The 19,431-nt window shown below is 62.3% G+C and carries 25 protein-coding genes; 8 read left to right on the forward strand and 17 right to left on the reverse strand.

What is annotated here, in order from left to right:
- Positions 1-88: 88 nt before the first annotated feature.
- The 12 genes from BRA49_RS03145 to BRA49_RS03200 all read right to left on the reverse strand — a co-directional run bounded on the left by BRA49_RS03145 (position 89) and on the right by BRA49_RS03200 (position 10,288).
- Positions 89-223 (reverse strand): hypothetical protein, encoded by a 135-nt coding sequence (locus BRA49_RS03145; protein ID WP_292383366.1) that lies wholly within the window; start codon positions 221-223, stop codon positions 89-91.
- Complete coding sequence (locus BRA49_RS03150) at positions 220-420, reverse strand: hypothetical protein (RefSeq protein ID WP_292383367.1); 201 nt, start codon at positions 418-420, stop codon at positions 220-222. The genes BRA49_RS03145 and BRA49_RS03150 overlap by 4 nt, the downstream gene beginning before the upstream one ends.
- A 29-nt stretch (positions 421-449) precedes the next feature.
- Complete coding sequence (locus tag BRA49_RS03155; protein WP_292383369.1) at positions 450-1,394, reverse strand: hypothetical protein; 945 nt, start codon at positions 1,392-1,394, stop codon at positions 450-452.
- A 36-nt stretch (positions 1,395-1,430) separates the two neighbouring features.
- Complete coding sequence (locus BRA49_RS03160) at positions 1,431-2,387, reverse strand: hypothetical protein (protein WP_292383371.1); 957 nt, start codon at positions 2,385-2,387, stop codon at positions 1,431-1,433.
- Between the two features lie 26 nt (positions 2,388-2,413).
- Positions 2,414-3,358, reverse strand: a complete 945-nt coding sequence (locus BRA49_RS03165) for a hypothetical protein (protein ID WP_292383372.1) — start codon at positions 3,356-3,358, stop codon at positions 2,414-2,416.
- Positions 3,359-3,391: 33 nt separating this feature from the next.
- Positions 3,392-4,336 carry a hypothetical protein gene (locus BRA49_RS03170; RefSeq protein WP_292383374.1) on the reverse strand — a complete coding sequence of 315 codons (945 nt, stop codon included), beginning with the start codon at positions 4,334-4,336 and terminating at the stop codon, positions 3,392-3,394.
- A gap of 26 nt (positions 4,337-4,362) precedes the next feature.
- On the reverse strand, positions 4,363-5,319 hold the full coding sequence (locus BRA49_RS03175) for a hypothetical protein (protein WP_292383376.1): 957 nt from the start codon (positions 5,317-5,319) through the stop codon (positions 4,363-4,365).
- 2 nt (positions 5,320-5,321) lie between these two features.
- Positions 5,322-6,824 (reverse strand): DUF6345 domain-containing protein, encoded by a 1,503-nt coding sequence (locus tag BRA49_RS03180; protein ID WP_292383377.1) that lies wholly within the window; start codon positions 6,822-6,824, stop codon positions 5,322-5,324.
- Positions 6,825-7,107: 283 nt separating this feature from the next.
- Positions 7,108-8,238, reverse strand: coding sequence for a pyridoxal phosphate-dependent aminotransferase (locus tag BRA49_RS03185; RefSeq protein WP_292383378.1), 1,131 nt, complete (start codon positions 8,236-8,238; stop codon positions 7,108-7,110).
- Positions 8,235-8,642 (reverse strand): 6,7-dimethyl-8-ribityllumazine synthase, encoded by a 408-nt coding sequence (gene ribH / locus BRA49_RS03190; protein ID WP_292383380.1) that lies wholly within the window; start codon positions 8,640-8,642, stop codon positions 8,235-8,237. The genes BRA49_RS03185 and ribH overlap by 4 nt, the downstream gene beginning before the upstream one ends.
- A gap of 57 nt (positions 8,643-8,699) precedes the next feature.
- Positions 8,700-9,161 (reverse strand): riboflavin synthase, encoded by a 462-nt coding sequence (ribC, locus tag BRA49_RS03195; RefSeq protein ID WP_292383381.1) that lies wholly within the window; start codon positions 9,159-9,161, stop codon positions 8,700-8,702.
- Entirely contained in the window at positions 9,158-10,288 is a 1,131-nt protein-coding gene (locus tag BRA49_RS03200; protein ID WP_292383383.1) for a pyridoxal-phosphate-dependent aminotransferase family protein, read from the reverse strand. Before BRA49_RS03200 ends, ribC begins: the two co-directional genes overlap by 4 nt.
- A 137-nt stretch (positions 10,289-10,425) precedes the next feature.
- Between BRA49_RS03200 and purE the strand changes: the two genes are divergently transcribed.
- The 3 genes from purE to BRA49_RS03220 all read left to right on the forward strand — a co-directional run bounded on the left by purE (position 10,426) and on the right by BRA49_RS03220 (position 11,297).
- Positions 10,426-10,818 (forward strand): 5-(carboxyamino)imidazole ribonucleotide mutase, encoded by a 393-nt coding sequence (gene purE, locus BRA49_RS03205; protein ID WP_292383384.1) that lies wholly within the window; start codon positions 10,426-10,428, stop codon positions 10,816-10,818.
- A gap of 40 nt (positions 10,819-10,858) precedes the next feature.
- Complete coding sequence (locus BRA49_RS03210) at positions 10,859-10,996, forward strand: hypothetical protein (RefSeq protein WP_292383386.1); 138 nt, start codon at positions 10,859-10,861, stop codon at positions 10,994-10,996.
- A 151-nt stretch (positions 10,997-11,147) separates the two neighbouring features.
- Positions 11,148-11,297 (forward strand): hypothetical protein, encoded by a 150-nt coding sequence (locus BRA49_RS03220; RefSeq protein WP_292383389.1) that lies wholly within the window; start codon positions 11,148-11,150, stop codon positions 11,295-11,297.
- Positions 11,298-11,326: 29 nt separating this feature from the next.
- Here BRA49_RS03220 and thiC read toward each other — a convergent pair whose 3' ends face one another.
- The gene (gene thiC / locus BRA49_RS03225; RefSeq protein WP_292383390.1) at positions 11,327-12,619 is read right to left on the reverse strand and encodes a phosphomethylpyrimidine synthase ThiC; all 1,293 of its coding nucleotides are present in this window, start codon (positions 12,617-12,619) and stop codon (positions 11,327-11,329) included.
- 25 nt (positions 12,620-12,644) lie between these two features.
- On the opposite strand from thiC, the gene BRA49_RS03230 reads away from it, so the two are divergent.
- The 3 genes from BRA49_RS03230 to BRA49_RS03240 are packed head-to-tail and all read left to right on the forward strand — an operon-like array spanning position 12,645 to position 14,244.
- On the forward strand, positions 12,645-13,247 hold the full coding sequence (locus tag BRA49_RS03230; protein ID WP_292383392.1) for an MBL fold metallo-hydrolase: 603 nt from the start codon (positions 12,645-12,647) through the stop codon (positions 13,245-13,247).
- Positions 13,240-13,689 carry a GIY-YIG nuclease family protein gene (locus BRA49_RS03235; protein ID WP_292383394.1) on the forward strand — a complete coding sequence of 150 codons (450 nt, stop codon included), beginning with the start codon at positions 13,240-13,242 and terminating at the stop codon, positions 13,687-13,689. The genes BRA49_RS03230 and BRA49_RS03235 overlap by 8 nt, the downstream gene beginning before the upstream one ends.
- 3 nt (positions 13,690-13,692) lie before the next feature.
- Positions 13,693-14,244 carry a flavodoxin family protein gene (locus tag BRA49_RS03240; protein WP_292383395.1) on the forward strand — a complete coding sequence of 184 codons (552 nt, stop codon included), beginning with the start codon at positions 13,693-13,695 and terminating at the stop codon, positions 14,242-14,244.
- 59 nt (positions 14,245-14,303) lie between these two features.
- Here BRA49_RS03240 and BRA49_RS03245 read toward each other — a convergent pair whose 3' ends face one another.
- Both BRA49_RS03245 and cofH (BRA49_RS03250) read right to left on the reverse strand, forming a co-directional pair.
- Positions 14,304-14,462, reverse strand: a complete 159-nt coding sequence (locus tag BRA49_RS03245) for a DUF1328 domain-containing protein (protein WP_292383397.1) — start codon at positions 14,460-14,462, stop codon at positions 14,304-14,306.
- Between the two features lie 129 nt (positions 14,463-14,591).
- Positions 14,592-15,680 carry a 5-amino-6-(D-ribitylamino)uracil--L-tyrosine 4-hydroxyphenyl transferase CofH gene (cofH, locus tag BRA49_RS03250; protein WP_292383399.1) on the reverse strand — a complete coding sequence of 363 codons (1,089 nt, stop codon included), beginning with the start codon at positions 15,678-15,680 and terminating at the stop codon, positions 14,592-14,594.
- Positions 15,681-15,793: 113 nt separating this feature from the next.
- On the opposite strand from cofH (BRA49_RS03250), the gene BRA49_RS03255 reads away from it, so the two are divergent.
- A complete protein-coding gene (locus BRA49_RS03255; RefSeq protein WP_292383401.1) occupies positions 15,794-16,108 on the forward strand; it encodes a YunC family protein in 315 nt (104 codons plus the stop codon).
- A gap of 19 nt (positions 16,109-16,127) precedes the next feature.
- Here BRA49_RS03255 and cofH (BRA49_RS03260) read toward each other — a convergent pair whose 3' ends face one another.
- Both cofH (BRA49_RS03260) and BRA49_RS03265 read right to left on the reverse strand, forming a co-directional pair.
- Positions 16,128-17,216, reverse strand: coding sequence for a 5-amino-6-(D-ribitylamino)uracil--L-tyrosine 4-hydroxyphenyl transferase CofH (gene cofH / locus BRA49_RS03260; protein ID WP_292383402.1), 1,089 nt, complete (start codon positions 17,214-17,216; stop codon positions 16,128-16,130).
- A gap of 26 nt (positions 17,217-17,242) precedes the next feature.
- Positions 17,243-17,911: a S26 family signal peptidase gene (locus tag BRA49_RS03265; protein ID WP_292383404.1), complete on the reverse strand. Its 669-nt coding sequence runs from the start codon at positions 17,909-17,911 to the stop codon at positions 17,243-17,245.
- A gap of 107 nt (positions 17,912-18,018) precedes the next feature.
- On the opposite strand from BRA49_RS03265, the gene BRA49_RS03270 reads away from it, so the two are divergent.
- Positions 18,019-19,422, forward strand: a complete 1,404-nt coding sequence (locus tag BRA49_RS03270) for a DNA-directed DNA polymerase II small subunit (protein WP_292383741.1) — start codon at positions 18,019-18,021, stop codon at positions 19,420-19,422.
- Positions 19,423-19,431 lie beyond the last annotated feature (9 nt).

Genomic DNA, 19,431 nt, shown 5'->3' on the forward strand with positions numbered 1-19,431 from the left:
TGATCCGCCGTCCCGTTCATGGCGGGCTCGGCGTAGTTGCATACACTCAGGTAAATGCCCGGAGGCCCGATGCCTCAAGAATCTCCTCCTATACCCCGGTCATCGGTCCCTTCTCGATCCGGAGCGGGCGGGCAACCGGGACGTCGACCGTGTTCATGCAGCCCGAAGAGATTACCATGATCCCGAGGGCAAACGCCAGCGGGATCAGGTTGTCCTCTCTCATCGCTCCACCTGCAGAACGGACACATCTGTTCCCTGGTTTCCGTCCGGCGCAGGGGTACCGGCATGACCGGCAGCGAGCAGCACGAAGAGCGCTATGGCCGGGTAAACGGAAGCCTCCTGCGGGGGCCCCGCCGGCAGCATTGCCGTCCCGGCAACGAGCAGCAGGAGAACAGCAAATCCGGTTGCAACCTGTTTCATCATGGTCTCAGCATTTCACGAAAAAGGGGTCAGTACAGCCCCTTCCCGAGTTCCGGGACCGCGGGGACGTACTGGTAGAAGGTCCCGGTCTCGTTCTCCCCTTCCACGGTGCCGCGGAAGTAGTAGGTCGGTTTGAGGTAAGGCTGCTCGGTCCCGGGTGGGGTCGCATAGTAGCAGAGCTTGACCTCCTCGACGACCGCCCCCTTCGGTGAACTCACCGTGGTGACGACCCCGGTCTGCTTGAGTTCCTCGATCGCTTCTTCGGGGGAGAGGATCGGGAATTCCTTGTAGGGTTCGGCGTCACGCCAACGTCTGGTGATTTCGAGAATATCGCCGCCCCCGCCGATGGTGACCCGGGTCCCACTTCCGGCCACGCGAAGGCCGCTCAGGGTGTCGGTGAAGTGGACATCACGATCTTCGTACGTGACGATGGGTGCATCTCCCGAATGGTTCGAGAAAATCCCTTTCCCACCTTGAGACACACTTGAGAATACCGCCCCTTCGGGCATGAGATCGTGGGAGGTGAGGAACGATTCGGCGATCTTCCGGCACTCCTCGTCGGTCGGGAGGTTTTCAGGGCGGTCGCGTGGATCCACACCACTACATCGACCATACCACGTATAAGTCATATAACCGCCTCCTCTATCGAGATCAAACGTATAGGGATCGCCTGTGATGCGGTGTGACACTCTCTTCTCTTCAACCGGCCCGGTCAGCCCGAACTTCTCCGCTATCTTCAGGGCGTCGTCCTTTGATACGGCAGTATCGACCGTCTTATAAACCATGGCCTGCCCGGGAGATCTTGGGAGGACGGTACCGAGAGTGATCTCAGAGACGCTCTGCACGCCGTACGGTCCGACAATCTCGATTCCTCCGTTTGTGCCTTCATCGTCCGGCGGAGACGCCACCGGTATCAGTGCCGTCCCGGCGATGATCAGCATAAGGATGGCAAAGCCAATTGCGATCTGTTTCATCATCGTATCCGCGTTTCATAAAAAGGTGGAGTGGGTTCAGTACAGCCCCTTCCCGAGTTCAGGGACTGCCGGGATGTACTGATAGAAGGTCCCGGTCTCGTTCTTCCCTTCCATGGTTCCGTGGAAGTAGTAAGTCGGCTTGAGGTAGGGCTGTTCGGTCCCGGGCGGGGTTGCATAGTAACAGAGTTTGATCTCGTCGACGACCGCCTTCTTCGGCGAACTTACCGTGGTGACGACCCCGGTCTGCTTGAGCTCCCCGATCGCTTCTTCGGGAGAGAGGATCGAGAACTCCTTGTAAGGCTCGGCGTCGCGCCAGCGTTGGGTGACTTTAAGGATGTCGCCGCCCCCGCCGATGGTGACCCGGATCCCGCTTCCGGCCACGGGATAGCCGCTCAGGGTGTCGGAGAAAAGGACATCCCGATCTTCGTACGTGACGATGGGTGTACCTCCCGAATGGTTCGAGAAAGTCCCCTTCCCACCTTGAGACACGCTTGAAAAGACTGCCTCTTCGGGCATGAGCCCGTGGGAAGTGAGGAACGACTCGGCAATCTTTCGGCACTCCTCGTCGGTCGGGAGGTTTTCGGGACGGTCCCGGGGGTCCACCCCGGAGTAGCGGCCATCCCACGTGTAGGTCATATATCCGGATTCTTCCTCGATCTCAAACGTGTAGGGTTCGTCTTTGACGACGTAACACTTGATCCTTCCTCCGCTTTCCTCGACCGGTCCGGACATACCGAACTTCTCCGCTATCTTCAGCGCGTCGTCCTTCGAGATGATGGTATCGACCGTCCTGTAGACCATGGTCTGTTCGGGATACCGCGTGAGGGCAGTACCAAGAGTGATCTCGGAAACGCTCTGCACGCCGTACGGTCCGACAATTTCGATTCCTCTGTTTGTGCCTTCATCATCCGGTGGAGATGCCGCCGGTATCAGTGCTGTCCCGATAGCGATCAGCACGAGGACGATGAATCCGGTTGTAATCTGTTTTATCATCGTATCAACGTTTCACGAAAAAGGGGTCAGTACAGCCCCTTCCCGAGTTCAGGGACTGCAGGGATGTACTGATAGAAGGTCCCGGTCTCGTTCTCCCCTTCCATGGTTCCGTGGAAGTAGTAAGTCGGCTTGAGGTAGGGCTGTTCAGTCCCGGGCGGGGTTGCATAGTAACAGAGTTTGATCTCGTCGACGACCGCCTTCTTCGGCGAACTTACCGTGGTGACGACCCCGGTCTGCTTGAGCTCCCCGATCGCTTCTTCGGGAGAGAGAATCGCAAACTCCTTGTAGGGTTCGACGTCACGCCAGCGTTTCGCAACCCGAAGGACATCACCATCTCCGCCAAGGGTGACATAAATCCCGTTTCCGACCACTGAAAGGTTACTCAACCTACCGGTGAACAGAACTGTAGTGTCCTGATCTGCGACAACCGTCTCATTTCCCTCAGCACTCAACATCGCTCCCCTGTCGTGTGATATGCTGGAATAAGCAGCCCCGTCTGGCATGAGATCGTTGGAGGTAAGGAACGTTTCGGCGATCTTTCGCGCCTCCTCATCGGTCGGGAGATATTCCGGGCGATCTCGCTCGTTAGATCCCATCCATCTTCCATACCAGGTATAGGTCATATAGCCAGTTTCTTTCTCAATCTCGAACGTATAGGGACTTCCTTTGATGACATAACTCGTTTCGTACTCTTCAACCGGTTCGGACATCCCGAACTTCTCCGCCATCTTCAGGGCGTCGTCCTTCGATACGGTTGTATCGACCGTCTTATAGACCGTGACCTGCCCGGGATACTTGGGAAGGGCAGTACCGAGAGCGATCTCGGAGACACTCTGCACGGGATATAACCCGGTTGCCTCAAACCCCAAGTGTACCTCTTCATCCCCCTGCGGATGTTCCGCCGGTATCAGTGCCGTCCCGGCAACGAGCAGCACGAGGACGATGAATCCAAGTATAACCCGTTTCATCATGGTCCTAGCGTCTCACGAAAAGGGGAGAGGGGATCAGTACAACCCCCTCCCGAGCTCGGGAACCGCCGGGATGTACTGGAAGAAGGTCCCGGTCTCGCTCTCTCCCTCCACGGTGCCGTGGAAGTAGTAGGTCGGCTTGAGGTAGGGCTGCTCGTCCCGTGGAGGACTGGCATAATACCCGATTTTGATCTCGGTGACAGTCGCTTTCTTTGGAGAGCTCACTGCAGTGACGACCCCGGTCTGTTTGAGCTCCTCGAGCGCTTCTTCGGGGGAGAGGATCGGGAACTCCTTATAGGGCTCGGCGTCGCGCCAGCGCTTGAAGATTCTGAGGACGTCTCCATCGCCGCCGATAGTGACGTACATCCAGTTCCCGAAGACAGGGAGCCCGTTCAGTGTACCGGTGAAAGAAACCTGAATGTCCTCGGAAGAGACAACGGATGTATTTTTTTCCGAATCAAAAAATAATCCCTGACTGTGTCGTACACTCTTGTAGACCGCCCCTTCAGGCATGAGATCATGCTCTTTGAGGAAAGTCTCAGCGATCTTCCGTGCCTCCTCATCGGCAGGGAGATTTTCGGGGCGGTCTCGGGGATCTACATTGTTCCACCGCCCTTTCCATGTATAGGACAAACAACCTCCCTCTTTCTCGATATCGAACGTATAGGGATCGCCTTTGATGTAATACGACAGTACATTCTCTTCAAGTGGTCCAGACATACCGAACTTCTCCGCCATCTTCAGCGCGTCGTCCTTCGACACAGTAGTCTCTATCGTCCTGTAGACCACGGCCTGTTCGGGATACCGCGGGAAAGCAGTGCCAAGAGTGATCTCAGAGGCACTCTGCACGGGATATAACCCGGTTGCCTCAAACCCCAAGTGTACCTCTTCATCCCCCTGCGGATGTTCCGCCGGTATCAACGTCGTCCCGGCAACGAGCAGCACGAGGACAATGAATCCGGTTGCAATCTGTTTTATCATCGTATCAGCGTTTCACGAAAAAGGGGTCAGTACAGCCCCTTCCCGAGTTCAGGGACTGCAGGGACGTACTGGAAGAAGGTTCCGGTCTCGTTTTCCCCCTCCACGGTGCCGTGGATGTAGTAGGTCGGTTTGAGGTAAGGTTGCTCATCCCGTGGAGGACTGGCATAGTAGCAGAGCTTGACCTCCTCGACGACCGCCTTCTTCGGTGAACCTATCGTGGTGACGACCCCGGTCTGCTTGAGTTCCTCGATCGCTGCTTCGGGGGAGAGGATCGCGAAGTCCTTGTAGGGTTCGGCGTCGCGCCAGCGTTTCCCGACCTTAAGGACATCGCCACCCCCGCCGACCGTGACGTAGATCCCGCTTCCAGCCACGGGATAGCCACTCAGGGTGTCGGTGAAGTGGACACAGGTGTCTTTGTATGTTTGAATGGATGTACCATCCGTACTATTCGAAAAGAAACCCTCCCCGTGCGATACACCCGAATATGCTGCCCCTTCGGGCATGAGCCCGTGGGAGGTGAGGAACGATTCGGCGATCTTCCGGCACTCCTCGTCGGTCGGGATGTTTTCGGGACCGTCCCGGGGGTCAACCCCGGAGTAGCGGTCATTCCACGTGTAGATCATATACCCGGATTCTGTCTCGATCTCGAACGTATAGGGATCATCTTTGACGACGTAACGTTTTATCCTTCTTCCGCTCTCCTCAATTTGTCCGGACATACCGAACTTCTCCGCCACCTTCAGGGCGTCATCCTTCGATACGGCAGTGTCGACCGTCTTATAAACCATGGCCTGCCCGGGATACTTGGGAAGGGCAGTACCGAAAGCGATCTCAGAGATATTCTGCACGCCATACGGTCCGAGAACCTCGATTCCCCCATGTCCGACTTCATCGTCCGGCGGAGACACCGCAGGTATCAGTGCCGTCCCAGCGACGAGCAGCAGGAGGAGGGTAAAGCCGATTGCAATCTGTTTCCCTACCATACCTAGACCTCCAATTTACAGGAATCTGTTTTGTACTGAAAATTTGGCGGATCGCCGGGCGGGTTGATCGACGACCCGTACCCGTAAATATGGTCGTCGAGACAGTCAGGCGTGCTCAGGTCTCCGTCGATGTCCGCGGCGAGAATTGCCGTCCGCAGGCTGCCGTCGTTCGGGAAGACATACATGTCCGTCGCCATGTACCATGCCTCCCAGATGGTTTTGCCTTCCATCAGCAGATCCGCAAAATACCATCCCATATCCGGATGCGTGCCCCCGATTGTGTCGAAGCCGCATATGGAATGGAGCCCCTCGAAAGCGTCTTCCCAGTTCTCCCTGCACGTTGATGCATTCAGGGTGTTGCACGATCCGAGAACAATCCAGTCGGTCTTCGTGTTGCCCCAGCGCGCCTCGTCGTAGTCCAGGTTGTAGTCGTCGGCAGCGGTCCCGAAGACAAAACCGTCCGTCCCCCCGTGGCCTACGAAGAAGGCCAGGTGCGTGTTGTCGATGTAGTTCGAATCAACCCCGCCGAAGGCTGGGTCCTTCCAGTGCCGTTCCATCGCGGCGTCGTTGCCGTTGATGAACCGGCCGGTCCATGAACTCGACCCGGCAAGCGTGTCGTAGAAGCCCTCGGCCTCTTCGTCGGCCCAGGCGAGGGGGGCCTGCGTGCCGTGATAGTCGCCCACCCACTCTGCGCAGTAGGAATAACTCCTGTAGTACGAACGGATCAGGTCTTCCTCCGCTGTCATGTACACCCAGTACGCCTTTCCCGGAAACATCAGGCGCTGGTCGCTGCTGCTGCCTGTCCCGCCGTTAACCATACTGACCTCGTAATCCTGCACTCCCGCATCGTAACCGGTTGCCGTTGCCCATGCACTCCCGAGGGGGAGGAGCATGTCCCGTGCGCAGGCCTGGTGCACGTCCCAGAAGCCGACAACGTTCCAGCCAGAATAGAGGTGTGTTGTCGCCGCCGTCTGCTCCTGCGCGGGCTTGAGATAGAGGGGAATCCGGTACGACCCGTTTGCGTAGATCCATACCCCCTCGAGCGGTCTGAACTCATCCAGAGGACCCATCGCCTCCCAATGGCTGCTCGAACCGTTATACCGGAGAGCCGAGTGGGCGGCCGTGTCCACCCCACCGAAGATCGCCATCATGGTATCATGCCCGTCGGCGAGCCAGAGGGGCGTCGAGACGAGGTTCCAGCCCTCGTGCAGGATCAGCGTGTTCGATGCCGGATCGAAGGCGGTTGCCGGGTACAACCCGCCCTGCACTGCCGGCGATCTCGGCGGCTCCCATCCCGGCGGATACGGGGGGACCAGGTCCTCCACGGCGACGGGGCCGGCAGATGTCATAACTATCACCGCACTCCCTTCGTCCGGTGCGGCAACGCCAGGGTCCGATTCCTCATCCGTCCCCTGTTCACCCAGTACGGGTGCAACCGCGATACCGGCGACGAGCAGCACGAAGAGCACTCGCACCAGGTATCCGGAAATGTCTGTGTTTCGCATCTTTACCTCCTTTCGTTCTGTGAACGGAGGCACGAAGAAAGGGTTATCTACCCGGATCACCCACACTCTCATGCCTTCGGGCCGCAGGGGGTTCTTCATTTGCGGTGATCGATCCCCCTTGTGACAATGAGGACTGCAACGGTCCTCCATATAGCATTTCTGTCCCTCCAAGCTACACGTCAGGGTGCCGGGACCGATTCCGGGCCTTCGCGATCGGCTGATCGCAGAGCGGTCCGCCGTGCAGGCTCCTCGAATCAGGATTCGAAAGAAAAGAGATGGGCTTTCAGACCCGCGCAATCCGCCCGACCACTTCTTTCAGGCTCTCCATCGAGGTCGCGTAGGAGAGCCGGAGCCAGCCCGGGGTGCCGAATGCGGTTCCCGGGGTGACCGCCACGTGGGCATCGTGGAGCCACGAGCGGGCGACCGCCATGTCGTCGCCCTCGACCTTCACGTAGGCGTAAAAGGCGCCGTCCGCGGGGGCGGTGGCATAGCCGAGGTCGCGGAGCGCCGGGATGAGGTAGTCGCGCCGGCGCTCGAACTCCCGGCGCATCGATTCAACGCAGTCCTGGGGACCCTCGATTGCGGCGACCGCCCCGAACATCGCAAACGTCGTCGGGTGCGATATGGTATGCTGCTGCACCTTCTCCATCTGCCGGACGATCGGCCGGGGAGCGGCCGCATAGCCGATCCGCCACCCGGTCATCGCGTAGGCCTTCGAGAACCCGTTGACGGTGATCGTCCGCTCCGCCATCCCCGGGAGGGAGGCGAGGGAGACGTGCTCTTTGCCGTAGACCAGCTTCTCGTAGATCTCGTCGGAGAGCGCGAAGAGGTCGTGGTCACGGCAGATATCGGCGATCATCCGGAGCGAGTCCCCGTTTAATACCGCTCCCGAGGGGTTCGAGGGGGAGTTGACCACGATCATCTTCGTCCGGGGACCGACGGCGTCAAGCAGCGTATCGTCGACCTGGAACGTTTCGGTGGAGAGCGCGTGGTGCCGGACGCCGGCGCCCGCGAGCCGGGCGCAGGGCTCGTAGGAGACCCACGAGGGGTCGAGGACGAGCACCTCGTCGGTGGGGTTCAGCACGGCCTCCATCGCCTCGTAGATGGCGTCCTTGGCCCCGCAGGTGACGATCACCTCGTCGGGCTTTACAGGGACGCCGTTCTCGCGGACGAGCTTCTCCGCGATCGCGTTCGTCAGGGCCGGGATCCCGGCGCTCGGGGCGTAATGAGTCTCACCCCTTCTGAGGGCCTCGATGCAGGCCTCCTTGATGTGCGCCGGGGTATCGAAGTCCGGCTCCCCTATCGAGAGGCTGATGACATCAATGCCGTCAGCGGCCATCCGCTTTGCCGCGTTCGAGATCTCAATCGTCGCAGAGGGGGCTATGCCTGCAATCTTCTCTGAGAGGCTTTTCATTCCAACCGCTGGACCATCTTCACGGCCGACTCGACGGCACGCTTGGCGTAGTCGATACGCTCGGTCGCTTCCATCCGGGTCATCCCGGGCCCGGAGATGCCGAGGGAGACGGGTTTGCCGTACTCGAGGGAGAGGTCGATGATCTTCCTCGCGGCATGCTGGACGACGATCTCGTCGTGCTGGGTGGCGCCCTCGATGACGCACCCGATCGTGACGACCGCGTCAACCTTCCCCTCAGTCAGCATCTTCTTGATCGCGAGCGGCATGTCGTAGGCGCCGGGGACGTAGAACGTCTCGGCCACCTCCGCCCCGAGGAAACGGGCATGTTCGCGGGCCTCGATCTCCATCATATAGGTGATGTCGCGGTTGAACTCCGCGACGACAAATCCAAGGTTTATCGTCATCTCAATCCTTCCTGTGGTACTACTCGCACCGATTACTGATAATTATCGCTCTTTGCGTCACGGGCGTGCCGGCCCGACGTCCTCGAACCCCTGCCGCTGGCCGGTCCCGGCGAGTTTCTCGAGTTCCTTCGGGTGGAGGGCGAGCCGGACGGCGTTCACCGCGTGCTCGCGGGTTCGCTGCTCCATCAGCCAGGCGAGTTCTTTTGCATCCTTCGCCTCGTCCTCGTGGACGAAGACCTCGATGACATGTTTGTTGGTCATGAGCTGGCAGAGGATGAGGCCCTGGGAGGCCTCGTGGGCGCAGACCTTGTCCTTCGCGGCCCCGCCGGGCATGCCGAGGGCCATGACGAGGTCGCACCCCCGCTCCTCGATCAGCTTCTTGCAGGCCACCGGGAGGTCTTTGATGCCGGGGACGACGTACCGTTCCAGCCCCACGCTCGCGTGCCTCCGGATCTCGTCGGCGGCGATCCGGCCCATGTCGACCCGGGCAAACGTGGTGTCGGCGATCCCGATCTTCATCCGAGAAGCACCCCGGCGGCCGCCTCAACGCCGTCGCCGGCCTCAAACCCGAACTTTTTGAGGGTGAACTGAACGGCCGCAAGGGTGGCGAGGATCTCCTGCGCTCCGACACCGCCCATGGTGCCGATCCGGAAGATCTTGCCCTTGAGGTGGTCCTGGCCGCCGGCGATCTCGATCCCGAACTTCTTGACCGTGCCCCGCAAATCCTTGTCGGTGAGACCATCGGGGATCCGCATCGCTGTCGCGGTGTTCGAGTAGGCGTGGTGTGCGTCGAGCGTCGGGAAGAGCTCAACACCCCACCCCTTCGCCGCGGCGCGGACGGCGTCGGCCATCCTGCGGTGCCGGGCGATACGGGCGGGTACTCCCTCCTCCTCGATCATCCTGCAGGCCTCGTGGAGCGCAAGGAAGAGCGGGACCGCCGGGGTGTAGGGGGTCTCCATCGGGGTGCCCTTCCCGCTCTTGCGGTAGGCCGCCATGTCGAGGTAGAAGGGGCGCTTCTCCGAGATCCGGTCCCAGGCGCGGTCGCCGACGGCGATCGCCGCAAGGCCCGCGGGAGCCGCGAGGCACTTCTGCGACCCGACGACGGCGATATCGACGCCCCACTCATCCATCCGGACATCGTCGCCGCCGATGGAGGTGACACCGTCCATGATGAAGAGCGCATCGTGCTTCCGGGCGAGTTTCGCGACCTCAGGAGCCGGGTTCTTGATCCCGGCGCTCGTCTCGTTGTGGACCATCGTGACGACCTCGGCCCCGGCCTCGAGTTCGCGCTCGAGAGCCGCGAGGTCGAGCGGGGTCCCCCACTCGGATTCGAGAGTGGTGATGGTGCCGTAACGTCCACCGATCTTCGCAAAGCGGTCGCCGAACTTCCCGTTGACAAGCGAGACAATCTTTTTGTCCCGTGCGAAGTTCGCGACGCCGGCCTCCATCCCGGCGCTTCCGGAGCCGCTGATGACGTAGAGTTCGTTTGCTGTACCAAAGAGGGTCTTTAAGGTCCGGACAGTCTCCGCATACGCGGCACCGAACTCGGGGCCGCGGTGGTTGATAGCCTGCCGCGTCATGGCGGCGCGTACCCGCTGCGGAATGGGTACGGGGCCCGGGATCATCAGGAGTGGTTCGTTTTCCATGTGGATCAGTCCATATCGTCTCGTCGGGTATAGACGCAGTTCCTGCAAGGAACTTGGATGTAGATTCATATCAACCTCACCACCGTGCGATACCGACAGAGAAAAGAGGGAGCAGGAGCATACCGAAAGGAGATAGCATGGTTGACGTCGCGGTGATCTGTGGGTCCGCCTCGGACGGTCCCGTCGCAGAGAAGGCGTTTGGAGTCTTAAAGGAGCATGGTCTATCCTACGACTACCGGGTGATCTCGGCGCACCGTGACCCCGACCGACTGGACGAGTACGTGAAGGGAAGCGACGCCCGGGTCTTCATCGCGATCGCCGGGCTCTCGGCGGCCCTTCCCGGCGTGGTTGCCTCAAAGACGAAACGACCGGTGATCGGCGTTCCGGTGAGCGGGAAATTGATGGGCATCGACGCCCTCCTCTCGATCGTCCAGATGCCGAGAGGCGTCCCGGTGGCCTGCGTCGGGATCGATAACGGCGAGAACGCCGCACTCCTCGCGGTCCGGATCCTCGGTGCCGGGCGCACCTGAGATAACTTTTTTTTCACCGGGGCAGTGTAGTAGGGGTCATGTGCTCTTCATCGGCACGAACAACGCCGCCCGGACCCAGATGGCAGAGGGCTACCTCCGCGCCCGCTACTGCGACCGCTACGATGTCTGCTCGGCAGGGATAGCCCCGACCGCCCTCGATCCCTTGCCGTGGAGGTGATGGAAGAGATCGGGGTGGAGATCTCGGGGCAACGGGCAAAGGACCTCGGCCTCTTCGACGGAAAAGAGATGGACTACGTGATCGCGCTCGAAACCCTCCGGGTTTCTCAACCTCGCTAGCGTTCGCAGCCTGCGCCGGGGGTGTCTGCCCGATGTTCCCCTGGACGAAGGAGACGCTCCACCCCGACTTCCCGGACCCGACCAGGGCCACCGGGACCAGGGATAAAGTGCTTGCGGCCTACCGGCGGAGCCGGGACGAGATCATCGCCTGGATCGAAGAAAAAGTGGTCCGTAGAACGTGAACGGGCAGGGTAGCGGGTAGAGATCCGCTTTAATGCTCCATCCGCTCTTCCGGCGGCGCTTTGAGGATCTCCCGCACCATCTTCACGGCGCAGAGATCGCCGCACATCGAGCAGGTCTCAAGCTCCCCGTCGCGTTCGTGGATCCGCCGGGCCTCCTCCGGGGCGAGCGCCGTCTCGAACTGTTTCTCCCAGTCGAGCGCCCGGCGCGCCTCCGCCATCCGGATCTCGCGGTTCTTCGTGTTCCCGGTAGCGCGGGAGAGGCTCCCAACGTGCGCCGCGACCCTCGCCACCCGCGTCCCCTCTACGATGTCGCGGACGTCCGGCAGCGCCAGGTGCTCGCTCGGCGAGACCATGCAGAGGAAGTCTGCGCCGTGCATGCAGGCGATCACGCCGCCGATCGCCCCCACGACGTGGTCGTAGCCCGGCGCGACGTCGGTCACGAGCGGGCCGAGCAGGTAGAGCGGGGCGCCGTCGGTCAGTTCCTTGAGCATCCTGACGTTGTAGCCGATCTGGTCGGCCGGGATATGCCCCGGCCCCTCGATCATCCGCTGCACCCCGGCGGCGAGCGCCCTTTTCGCGAGGTGCCCGAGCGTCAGGTACTCGGTCGTCTTCGCCAGGCGGCCGGCATCGATGAGCGCCCCCGGCCGCATCCCGTCGCCGAGGCTCACGACCACGTCGTGTTCGGAGAGGATCTCGAGCAGGTAATCGTACTCGGCATACAGGGGGTTCTCCTCGCCGGTCGCGGCCATCATCGCCACGTGGAATGCCCCGCCGCGGGAGACGACGCCCATCGTCCGGGGGTCGGTCTGGAGCGACGCAAGGGCGTCGCGGTTCACGCCGCAGTGCAGGGTCAGGAAGTCCACGCCCTGCCGGCAGTGCTCCCGGATAACCTTAAACAGCAGGTCGGCGTCGACGTCCGCGGCAGCCCCCGCACGCCGGACCGCCTCGTAGATCGGGACCGTCCCGACGGTCGTATCGAGCTCGAGGATCCGGCGCCGGATCCGGGCGAGGTCTCCGCCGGTCGAGAGGTCCATCAGCGCGTCTGCGCCCTCGCGGAGGGCCGCCTTCGCCTTCTCGACCTCAAGGTCCTCGTCGCACCGGGTTCCCGACGTCCCGACGTTCACGTTGACCCGTACCCTGCAGCCCTCCCCGATGGCGCAGAGCCGGTGCGGCCGTACGGGGTTTGCTGGAATGACAATCCGTCCACGGGTGACGGCCCGCGCGGCATGGTGCGGGACGAGACCCTCCTCACGGGCGATCGTCTCCACCTCCGGGGGGACTCCACGCAGGCATGCAGAGATCAGGGTGTGCATAAGAACCATTTGTCCGGAAGCCATATTAGTCTGCATGCCAGTCCGGTGGATCGCGAGCGGCACAACCTACGCCAACTCGTTCGTTTACGGAACCATCCTTGTGGACGCGGGCGTTCTCCCGACGGCCGTGGAGCCGCACGCCGGGACGATCGAGACGATCGTCATCACGCACGCCCACTATGACCATATCGCCCATATCAGGGAGATCGCCCGGCTCTGCGGTGATCCGGTCATCTGCATCCATGAAGCGGACGCTCCCGGCCTCATCGACGATACCCGGAGCCTTGCCATGCACTTCGGGGCCCGGTCGCCCGGGATCGTCCCCGACACCGTCCTTTCCGACGGCGACCGGGTCGGTGACCTCCGCGTCATCCACACCCCGGGCCACACGCCGGGCGGGATCTGCCTTTATGACGAGACAGCGAAGCGGCTCTTCTCAGGCGACACTGTCTTTACCGGCGGGTCCTTCGGGCGCTACGACTTCCCCGGCGGCGATCTCACGGCGCTCAAAAGATCCATCGAGCGCCTCAGCACCCTCGCGGTCGAGGAACTCTATCCCGGCCACGGGGAGCCCGTCGCCCACGGCGGCGATAGACACATCGCGGCCGCCCGGGAGGCGCTCCGCTTCTATGGATAAGGGTGTCTACGCCCTCATCCTCGATAACTCCCATTGCGTCGTCCGTGTCGGCGCCCTGGGACTCCGGGAGTTTGCTTTCGGCCGGCACGTCTACATCGGGTCGGCGCTGGGGAGCGGCGGGCTTGCCCGGGCCGACCGGCACGTGAGGCTCGCCCGCAACCGTGACCGCCCGGCCCGGTGGCACATCGACTACCTCCTTCTTTCCCCGCATGTCACCCTCGCCGCCGTCGTCACCGCCGCCACAGACCGGGACTGCGAGTGCGCCCTCGCCCGTGCTTTCGGCGGGGTGTACGTCCCCGGGTTCGGGTGCAGCGACTGCGCCTGCCCCTCACACCTCTTCTACCGCCCCGGCGACCCGGTCCCGGAGGTTCTCGCACGCTTCCGGGGCCTCGGCCTCGCTGCCCGGATCACAAGAATCAAGAACGAGGGGAACGAGCACTAGGTTATGAACGTTCTTGGTATCTCCGGAAGCATGCGGAAGAACGGCAACACCGCGCTGCTCGTCAACGCCATCCTCGACCGGGTCCGTGAGGCGGGCATCGAGACCGAATACCTCTCGCTTGCCGATATGGATATCCGGCCCTGCACCGGGTGCGAGGCCTGCAGGGAGGCGAAGTGGTGTGTGACGGAGGACGACGATTGGGGCTCTGTGGCGCAGAAGATGATCGACTGCGAGGTGCTGGTCATCGGTGCCCCGACCTACTACTACGACATCAACGGCCAGACGAAGAACCTGATCGACCGGACCTACTCCCTCTTCCACGACAGACGGCTTGCCGGCCGTAGTGCGGTGGCCGTCGCCGTCTACGCCGACCGGGGGGGCGAACGCTCCCTCGAGACGATGGAGGGGTTCCTGAACGCTCACGAGTTCTCGTACCTCGGCTACGTCTGCGGCAGGGGCTACGCGCCGGGGGACGTCTTGAAGGACGAGCGGGCGGTGAAGAGGGCCACAGAGGTCGCGGATACGATCGTCAGGCTCCTTCGGCCGGAGGACTGAGAGCCGGGGCCCGTGCTGCCGGAGGGTCCGCCCGGTGGAGCGGGCAGAGCCCCCTGCCATCAGAGCAGCAGCGATATTATCGCGAGGACGATGAAGATGATGACCAGCCACTTCGCAATCGACATCGACATCCCTGCAACGCCCCGTGCTCCGAGTAAGGCAAAGACAAGTGCCAGTACAAAGAAGAGGATTGCAAGGCCTACAAGACCATTTACCATATCTATCTCCTCTCAATTGCCGGCGTCCGGCCGGTGTTGAGGAGCCAAACTTTATTTTTGGATATTTATACTTTTCCGGAAATAACGGCGGTCCGGACAACCCGGTCGGGCCATCCGGGGGGGTCAGCCTCAAAGGAGATCGTAGGTCGTCGTCCGCTGCCGGAGCGTCCGCCCGAGGTCCCCGGCCATCCGCCGCATCTCGACCGGGTCCAGGTAATCGGTGTCCCGGGCGCCCGCCTCCCGGGATATGCTCTCCTCAAAAAGCGTCCCCCCGAGGTCGTTTGCGCCTGAAAGAAGCGCCATCCCTGCCATCTTCGTCCCCAGCTTCACCCAGGAGGCCTGGATGTTCCTGATGTTGTCAAGAAAGAGCCGGGATACCGCAAACATCAGGATATCCTCCCTGCCGGTCGCCCCGGGTCGGGCGAGCCCTGCCCGGTAGAGAGGGGTCTTCTGGTGAACGAACGAGAGGGGCACGAACTCGGTGAACCCCCCGGTGTCGTCCTGGACCTCCCGGAGGACCGCGAGGTGCCGGGCCCGGTCAGTCTCGCTCTCGCAGGAGCCGTACATGATCGTCGCCGTCGAACGGATCCCGAGTTCGTGCGCCTCTTTGATGACCCGGACCCAGGTCGCCGTATCGATCTTCCCCGGGCAGATCACCCGCCGGACACTATCCACCAGGATCTCGGCCGCCGTCCCGCAGAGTGTCCCGAGTCCCGCAGCCTGCATCATCATAAGCACCTCCCGGGTGGAAAGATCGCTCCTCCCTGCGGCATAGGCCACTTCCATCGGGTTGCTCGCGTGGATGTGAACGCCCGGCGCTTCGTCCCGCATCCAGGAAATGATATCGATGTAGGACTGGGCGTCGAACTCCGGGTGGAGCCCGCTCACCGTGCAGATCTCGGTCACGCTCCGCCCGCGCGCTGCCCGGACCTTCTCCCGGACGGCGGCTTCATCGTGGAAGAAGATATCGGGGTCGCCCGGTTTCCGGGAGAAGCCGCAGAACCCGCAGGCGTTCACGCAGAGGTTCGTGACGTTGATGTTCTGGTTCCGGACATAGGTGACGAGATCACCGGCTGCCCGTTCGCGGAGGGTATCCGCGGCGGCGGCGATATCCCAGACGCCCCGGTCGCGCGTCTCGAAGAGACGTACCGCTTCCTCTTCCGTGAGCCGGTGACCGGTGAGCACATCATCAAGCAGGTGTCGCAGTGACTGTTTCATACGTTTCGCCGTTTTGCAGGATGATCTCCTCTTGACACGGTCAGCTCAAGAACCTTTGGATACGTCTCGCCGGAAGGGATACACTTATCTCTCAGGGGGACACCCCGGCAGCCATGGCTCAGCAGATCCTCTGTCATCAACGCACAAGACTCAGCTACAAGGACGCATTCGGCTACGTTATCCCGATCGGGGGGACCAGCCTGATGGCCTGGGTGACCGATGAGGGGATGATCGGGACCGCCGGGTTCGACATCGAGGCTCTGGCAAACGCCGGGGTGCCGGCGGCGGTCGTAGGCGTCTCGGAAGAATCGACCCTTGATAACCTCGACAGCCTCATGGACGCCGAGGTGAGGGCGGCAAACCTCCCGGCGGTGCAGCGCCGAGTCGAGATCGGGATGTCGGGGAGAGAGGCGTTGAACCGGATGTGACGCGGCGTATCCAGACAGGTTATACCATCTCGTAGGTCGTCGTCCGTTGCCGGAGCGTCCGCCCGAGGTCGCGCGCGATCCGCTGCATCTCGGCCGGGTCCAGATAGTCGGCACCCTCGCCGCCGGCATCGGCCGAGACGTCGTCGCAGAACATCGTCCCGCCGAAATCGTCCGCGCCCGAGAGGAGCGCCATCTCCGCCATCTTCGTCCCCACCTTCCCCCAGGAGACCTGGATGTGGTCGAAGTTGTCGAGGAAGAGCCGGGCGACCGCAACCATCAGGATATCCTCCCTCCCGGTCGCTCCTGCCGGGGCGAGCCCTGCCCGGTAGAGGGGGGTCTTTTCGTGAATGAAGGAAAGAGGGACGAACTCGGTGAACCCCCCGGTGTCGTCCTGGATCTCCCGGAGGACCGCGAGGTGCCGGGCCCGGTCCGCCTCGTTCTCGCAGGAGCCGTACATGATCGTTGCCGTCGAACGGATCCCGAGTTCGTGCGCCTCTTTGATGATCCGGACCCAGGTCGCCGTGTCGCATTTGTTCGGGCAGATCACCCGGCGAACACGGTCGACCAGGATCTCGGCCGCCGTCCCCTGCAGGGTCCCGAGCCCCGCCTCGCGGAGCCGTTCGATGACCGTGGTGGTCGGGACGCCGCTCCGTTCCGCCGCCCAGGCGATCTCGTCGGGACTTGCCGTATGGATGTCCACATCGGGCGCGGCCTCCCGCACGGACGAGATGAGGTCGACGTAGGAGTCGAGCGTGTAGTCCGGGTGCACCCCGGAGAGAAGGCAGATCTCGGTGACGTTCCTTTCCACCGCCGTCCGGGCCTTCTCCCGGATGGCCTCCGGGTCGTCGAAGAACGCTTCCGGGTCGTCCGCCCGCCGCCCGAACCCGCAGAACCCGCAGAGGTTCTTGCAGATGTTTGTGACGTGGATGTTCTGGTTCCGGACGTAGGTGGCGACGTCGCCGACCTTCCGCTCGCGGAGGGCATCCGCGGCGGCGGCGATATCCCAGATGTCCCGGCCGCGCGTCTCAAAGAGACGCACCGCCTCCTCCTCCGTGAGCCGGTGGCCGGCGAGCGTATCGTCGAGCAGGTCGTGCAGCGAGTACGGCATGGTAAATAACTCTCGTAATCCCTGATTTATTCGTCTTTCCCTTTACGCCGCGCAAGGACGAAGTCGTGGATGAGGATGATGACGATGACGATGACGGCAAACTCCGCGAGGTGCAGGGGCAGGTAACCGATGAGCGGCACCGCGACGAGGGCTTTTCCGACGATCCAGTCCTTCTCGACCGGCTCGATCAGGCCGACGCCCGTTATCCGGAGGTTCCCCTGGTCGATGTAGGGGTTGTTGTCCCCTTTGGTGATGTAGCCGCCGTGCGGATCGGTATAATACTCACCGAGCCCCGACTCCACCACGGCTGCGGTATCGACGTAGGTCATCGCCCGGTGAATGATCGGGTGGACCGAGTCTGCGCCGTTCGGCCGGTAGACGATCACGTCGCCGTAGTCCCCGAAAGACGAGTGCCCGGCCAGTTGCCCCTCGGCCCAGGTCGTCAACGCGCCGAACCGGTCTTCATCGACGACGAGCACCAGGTCGCCGACGTTCATGTTCGGGACCATGCTCTCCGACTCTATGGTGACCACCGCCGGCCAGGTGCCGGCGAAGAGGTAGAGGGCGAGGGCGATACCGCCCACGACCGCGACGACCCAGAGGAGGTCCCTGGCGAGAGAGACGACCCGGTGGTCGCTCTCCCGGAACGCGGCGAAGGCCGATGCTGCACGTTGCAGCCAGGAGGTATCCGTCATTTGCTCTAAAGAGAATGCTATCCCTTCATATACATAGGTTCTTCGGACCCGGGCAAGGTGTAAAAAAGATAAACCCATATTGCCGGGAGGAGAATATGATGGAGCCCATGCTCGCCAACGCCGAGATCGTACGCCGGTTTCTTGAGTTGAAGTACCAGGTCCATCCCGACGTCGTGAGTTACATCCGGGAGCAGAATGATCCCTCGCTCATCGACCGGATAGCGGCGGGGGTCACGGGCGATACCCCGGTCATCTCACCCGAGCACATACCGGGCTTGAGAAAGGTCCGGGACGGGACCCGGTTCCTCGTCGACCCGGAACTCGAGGTGATCACGGGGAGCGCCGGAACCACGGGGAGCGTCAGCGGTCACGAAGACGCCGTCCACTACTTCCGGGACCGTTACAACAGCCTCTCCTCGATGATTCGCGGCCGGATGACCGCGATGCCGATCGAGGCGCTGGCCAAATCACCCCACCGCTACCGGGACGAAGAGTGCAGCATCATCGGGATGGTGGCCGACGTGCGGACGACCGCCAAGGGGCATCGGCTCGTCGAGGTGGAGGACACCACCGGGGCCATCCGGGTGCTCTTCAACAAAGGGAGGGGAGACTCGTTTGCGGAGGCGGAGCGGATCCTCCCCGACGAGGTGCTCGGGGTCAAGGGGAAGCTCTCAAACGACGGCGGTCTCTTCTTCGCCGAGCAGCTCTTTCGCCCCGACGTCCCCATCAACAACGCCCCGTTCAAGAGCGACCGACCGGGCAAAGCGGTCCTGATCTCCGACGTCCATGTCGGGAGCGACACCTTCCTCGAAGATGGGTGGAACCGGTTCGCCGACTGGCTCCAGGACTCCGATGCCGGCTACCTCCTGATCGCGGGCGACCTCGTCGACGGCATCGGCATCTACCCCGGACAGGAGAACGAGCTGACGATCAAGAACATCTACGAGCAGTACGACGTCTTCGCGGAGATGCTCCGGGACCTGCCCTCCCGGGTCCGAATCGTCGCCGCCCCGGGAAACCACGACGTCGTCAGGATGGCCGAGCCGCAGCCGGCGATCCCGCAGGAGTTCACCACGAGGTTCCCGTCGAACTGCACCCTCGTCGAGAATCCCTGCCTCTTGAACCTCCAGGGCGTCCGGGTCCTGATGTACCATGGCCGGTCGATCGACGACATGATCGGGCTCATCCCGGGGGCAAGTTACGAGCGGCCCGGCGAGATCATGGATGAGATGCTGAAACGTCGGCTGCTCGCCTCTCCCTACGGGATGCGGACCCCCATCGCCGCGATGAAGACCGACCGGCTCGTCATCGATCCCCTTCCCGAGATCCTCCTCACGGGCCACGTCCACATCTGCGGCATCACCCGCTACCGGGGTGTCCTCGGGGTGAACACGGGCACCTGGCAGTCCCAGACGGCGTTCCAGAAGCAGATGAACATCAATCCCACGCCCGCGCGGGCATTTGTCATCGATCTCCAGACGCTCCAGCCTGAAGTGATGGATTTCAGCTGATACACTGTA

The sequence above is a fragment of the Methanoculleus sp. UBA430 genome (assembly GCF_002506585.1).
GTDB lineage: Archaea > Halobacteriota > Methanomicrobia > Methanomicrobiales > Methanoculleaceae > Methanoculleus.

Coding starts and splice junctions, on each gene's coding strand:
- BRA49_RS03150 (WP_292383367.1), bottom strand. CDS start 420: ATGAAACAGGTTGCAACCGGATTTGCTGTTCTCCTGCTGCTCGTTGCC.
- BRA49_RS03235 (WP_292383394.1), top strand. CDS start 13,240: ATGGATAAGGGTGTCTACGCCCTCATCCTCGATAACTCCCATTGCGTC.
- BRA49_RS03200 (WP_292383383.1), bottom strand. CDS start 10,288: ATGGAAAACGAACCACTCCTGATGATCCCGGGCCCCGTACCCATTCCG.
- BRA49_RS03165 (WP_292383372.1), bottom strand. CDS start 3,358: ATGATGAAACGGGTTATACTTGGATTCATCGTCCTCGTGCTGCTCGTT.
- BRA49_RS03240 (WP_292383395.1), top strand. CDS start 13,693: ATGAACGTTCTTGGTATCTCCGGAAGCATGCGGAAGAACGGCAACACC.
- cofH (WP_292383402.1), bottom strand. CDS start 17,216: ATGCCGTACTCGCTGCACGACCTGCTCGACGATACGCTCGCCGGCCAC.
- BRA49_RS03245 (WP_292383397.1), bottom strand. CDS start 14,462: ATGGTAAATGGTCTTGTAGGCCTTGCAATCCTCTTCTTTGTACTGGCA.
- BRA49_RS03185 (WP_292383378.1), bottom strand. CDS start 8,238: ATGAAAAGCCTCTCAGAGAAGATTGCAGGCATAGCCCCCTCTGCGACG.
- BRA49_RS03175 (WP_292383376.1), bottom strand. CDS start 5,319: ATGGTAGGGAAACAGATTGCAATCGGCTTTACCCTCCTCCTGCTGCTC.
- BRA49_RS03265 (WP_292383404.1), bottom strand. CDS start 17,911: ATGACGGATACCTCCTGGCTGCAACGTGCAGCATCGGCCTTCGCCGCG.
- ribC (WP_292383381.1), bottom strand. CDS start 9,161: ATGAAGATCGGGATCGCCGACACCACGTTTGCCCGGGTCGACATGGGC.
- purE (WP_292383384.1), top strand. CDS start 10,426: ATGGTTGACGTCGCGGTGATCTGTGGGTCCGCCTCGGACGGTCCCGTC.
- BRA49_RS03155 (WP_292383369.1), bottom strand. CDS start 1,394: ATGAAACAGATCGCAATTGGCTTTGCCATCCTTATGCTGATCATCGCC.
- BRA49_RS03160 (WP_292383371.1), bottom strand. CDS start 2,387: ATGATAAAACAGATTACAACCGGATTCATCGTCCTCGTGCTGATCGCT.
- cofH (WP_292383399.1), bottom strand. CDS start 15,680: ATGAAACAGTCACTGCGACACCTGCTTGATGATGTGCTCACCGGTCAC.
- BRA49_RS03220 (WP_292383389.1), top strand. CDS start 11,148: ATGTTCCCCTGGACGAAGGAGACGCTCCACCCCGACTTCCCGGACCCG.
- BRA49_RS03230 (WP_292383392.1), top strand. CDS start 12,645: ATGCCAGTCCGGTGGATCGCGAGCGGCACAACCTACGCCAACTCGTTC.
- BRA49_RS03270 (WP_292383741.1), top strand. CDS start 18,019: ATGCTCGCCAACGCCGAGATCGTACGCCGGTTTCTTGAGTTGAAGTAC.
- BRA49_RS03170 (WP_292383374.1), bottom strand. CDS start 4,336: ATGATAAAACAGATTGCAACCGGATTCATTGTCCTCGTGCTGCTCGTT.
- BRA49_RS03255 (WP_292383401.1), top strand. CDS start 15,794: ATGGCTCAGCAGATCCTCTGTCATCAACGCACAAGACTCAGCTACAAG.
- BRA49_RS03145 (WP_292383366.1), bottom strand. CDS start 223: ATGAGAGAGGACAACCTGATCCCGCTGGCGTTTGCCCTCGGGATCATG.
- ribH (WP_292383380.1), bottom strand. CDS start 8,642: ATGACGATAAACCTTGGATTTGTCGTCGCGGAGTTCAACCGCGACATC.
- BRA49_RS03180 (WP_292383377.1), bottom strand. CDS start 6,824: ATGCGAAACACAGACATTTCCGGATACCTGGTGCGAGTGCTCTTCGTG.
- thiC (WP_292383390.1), bottom strand. CDS start 12,619: ATGGTTCTTATGCACACCCTGATCTCTGCATGCCTGCGTGGAGTCCCC.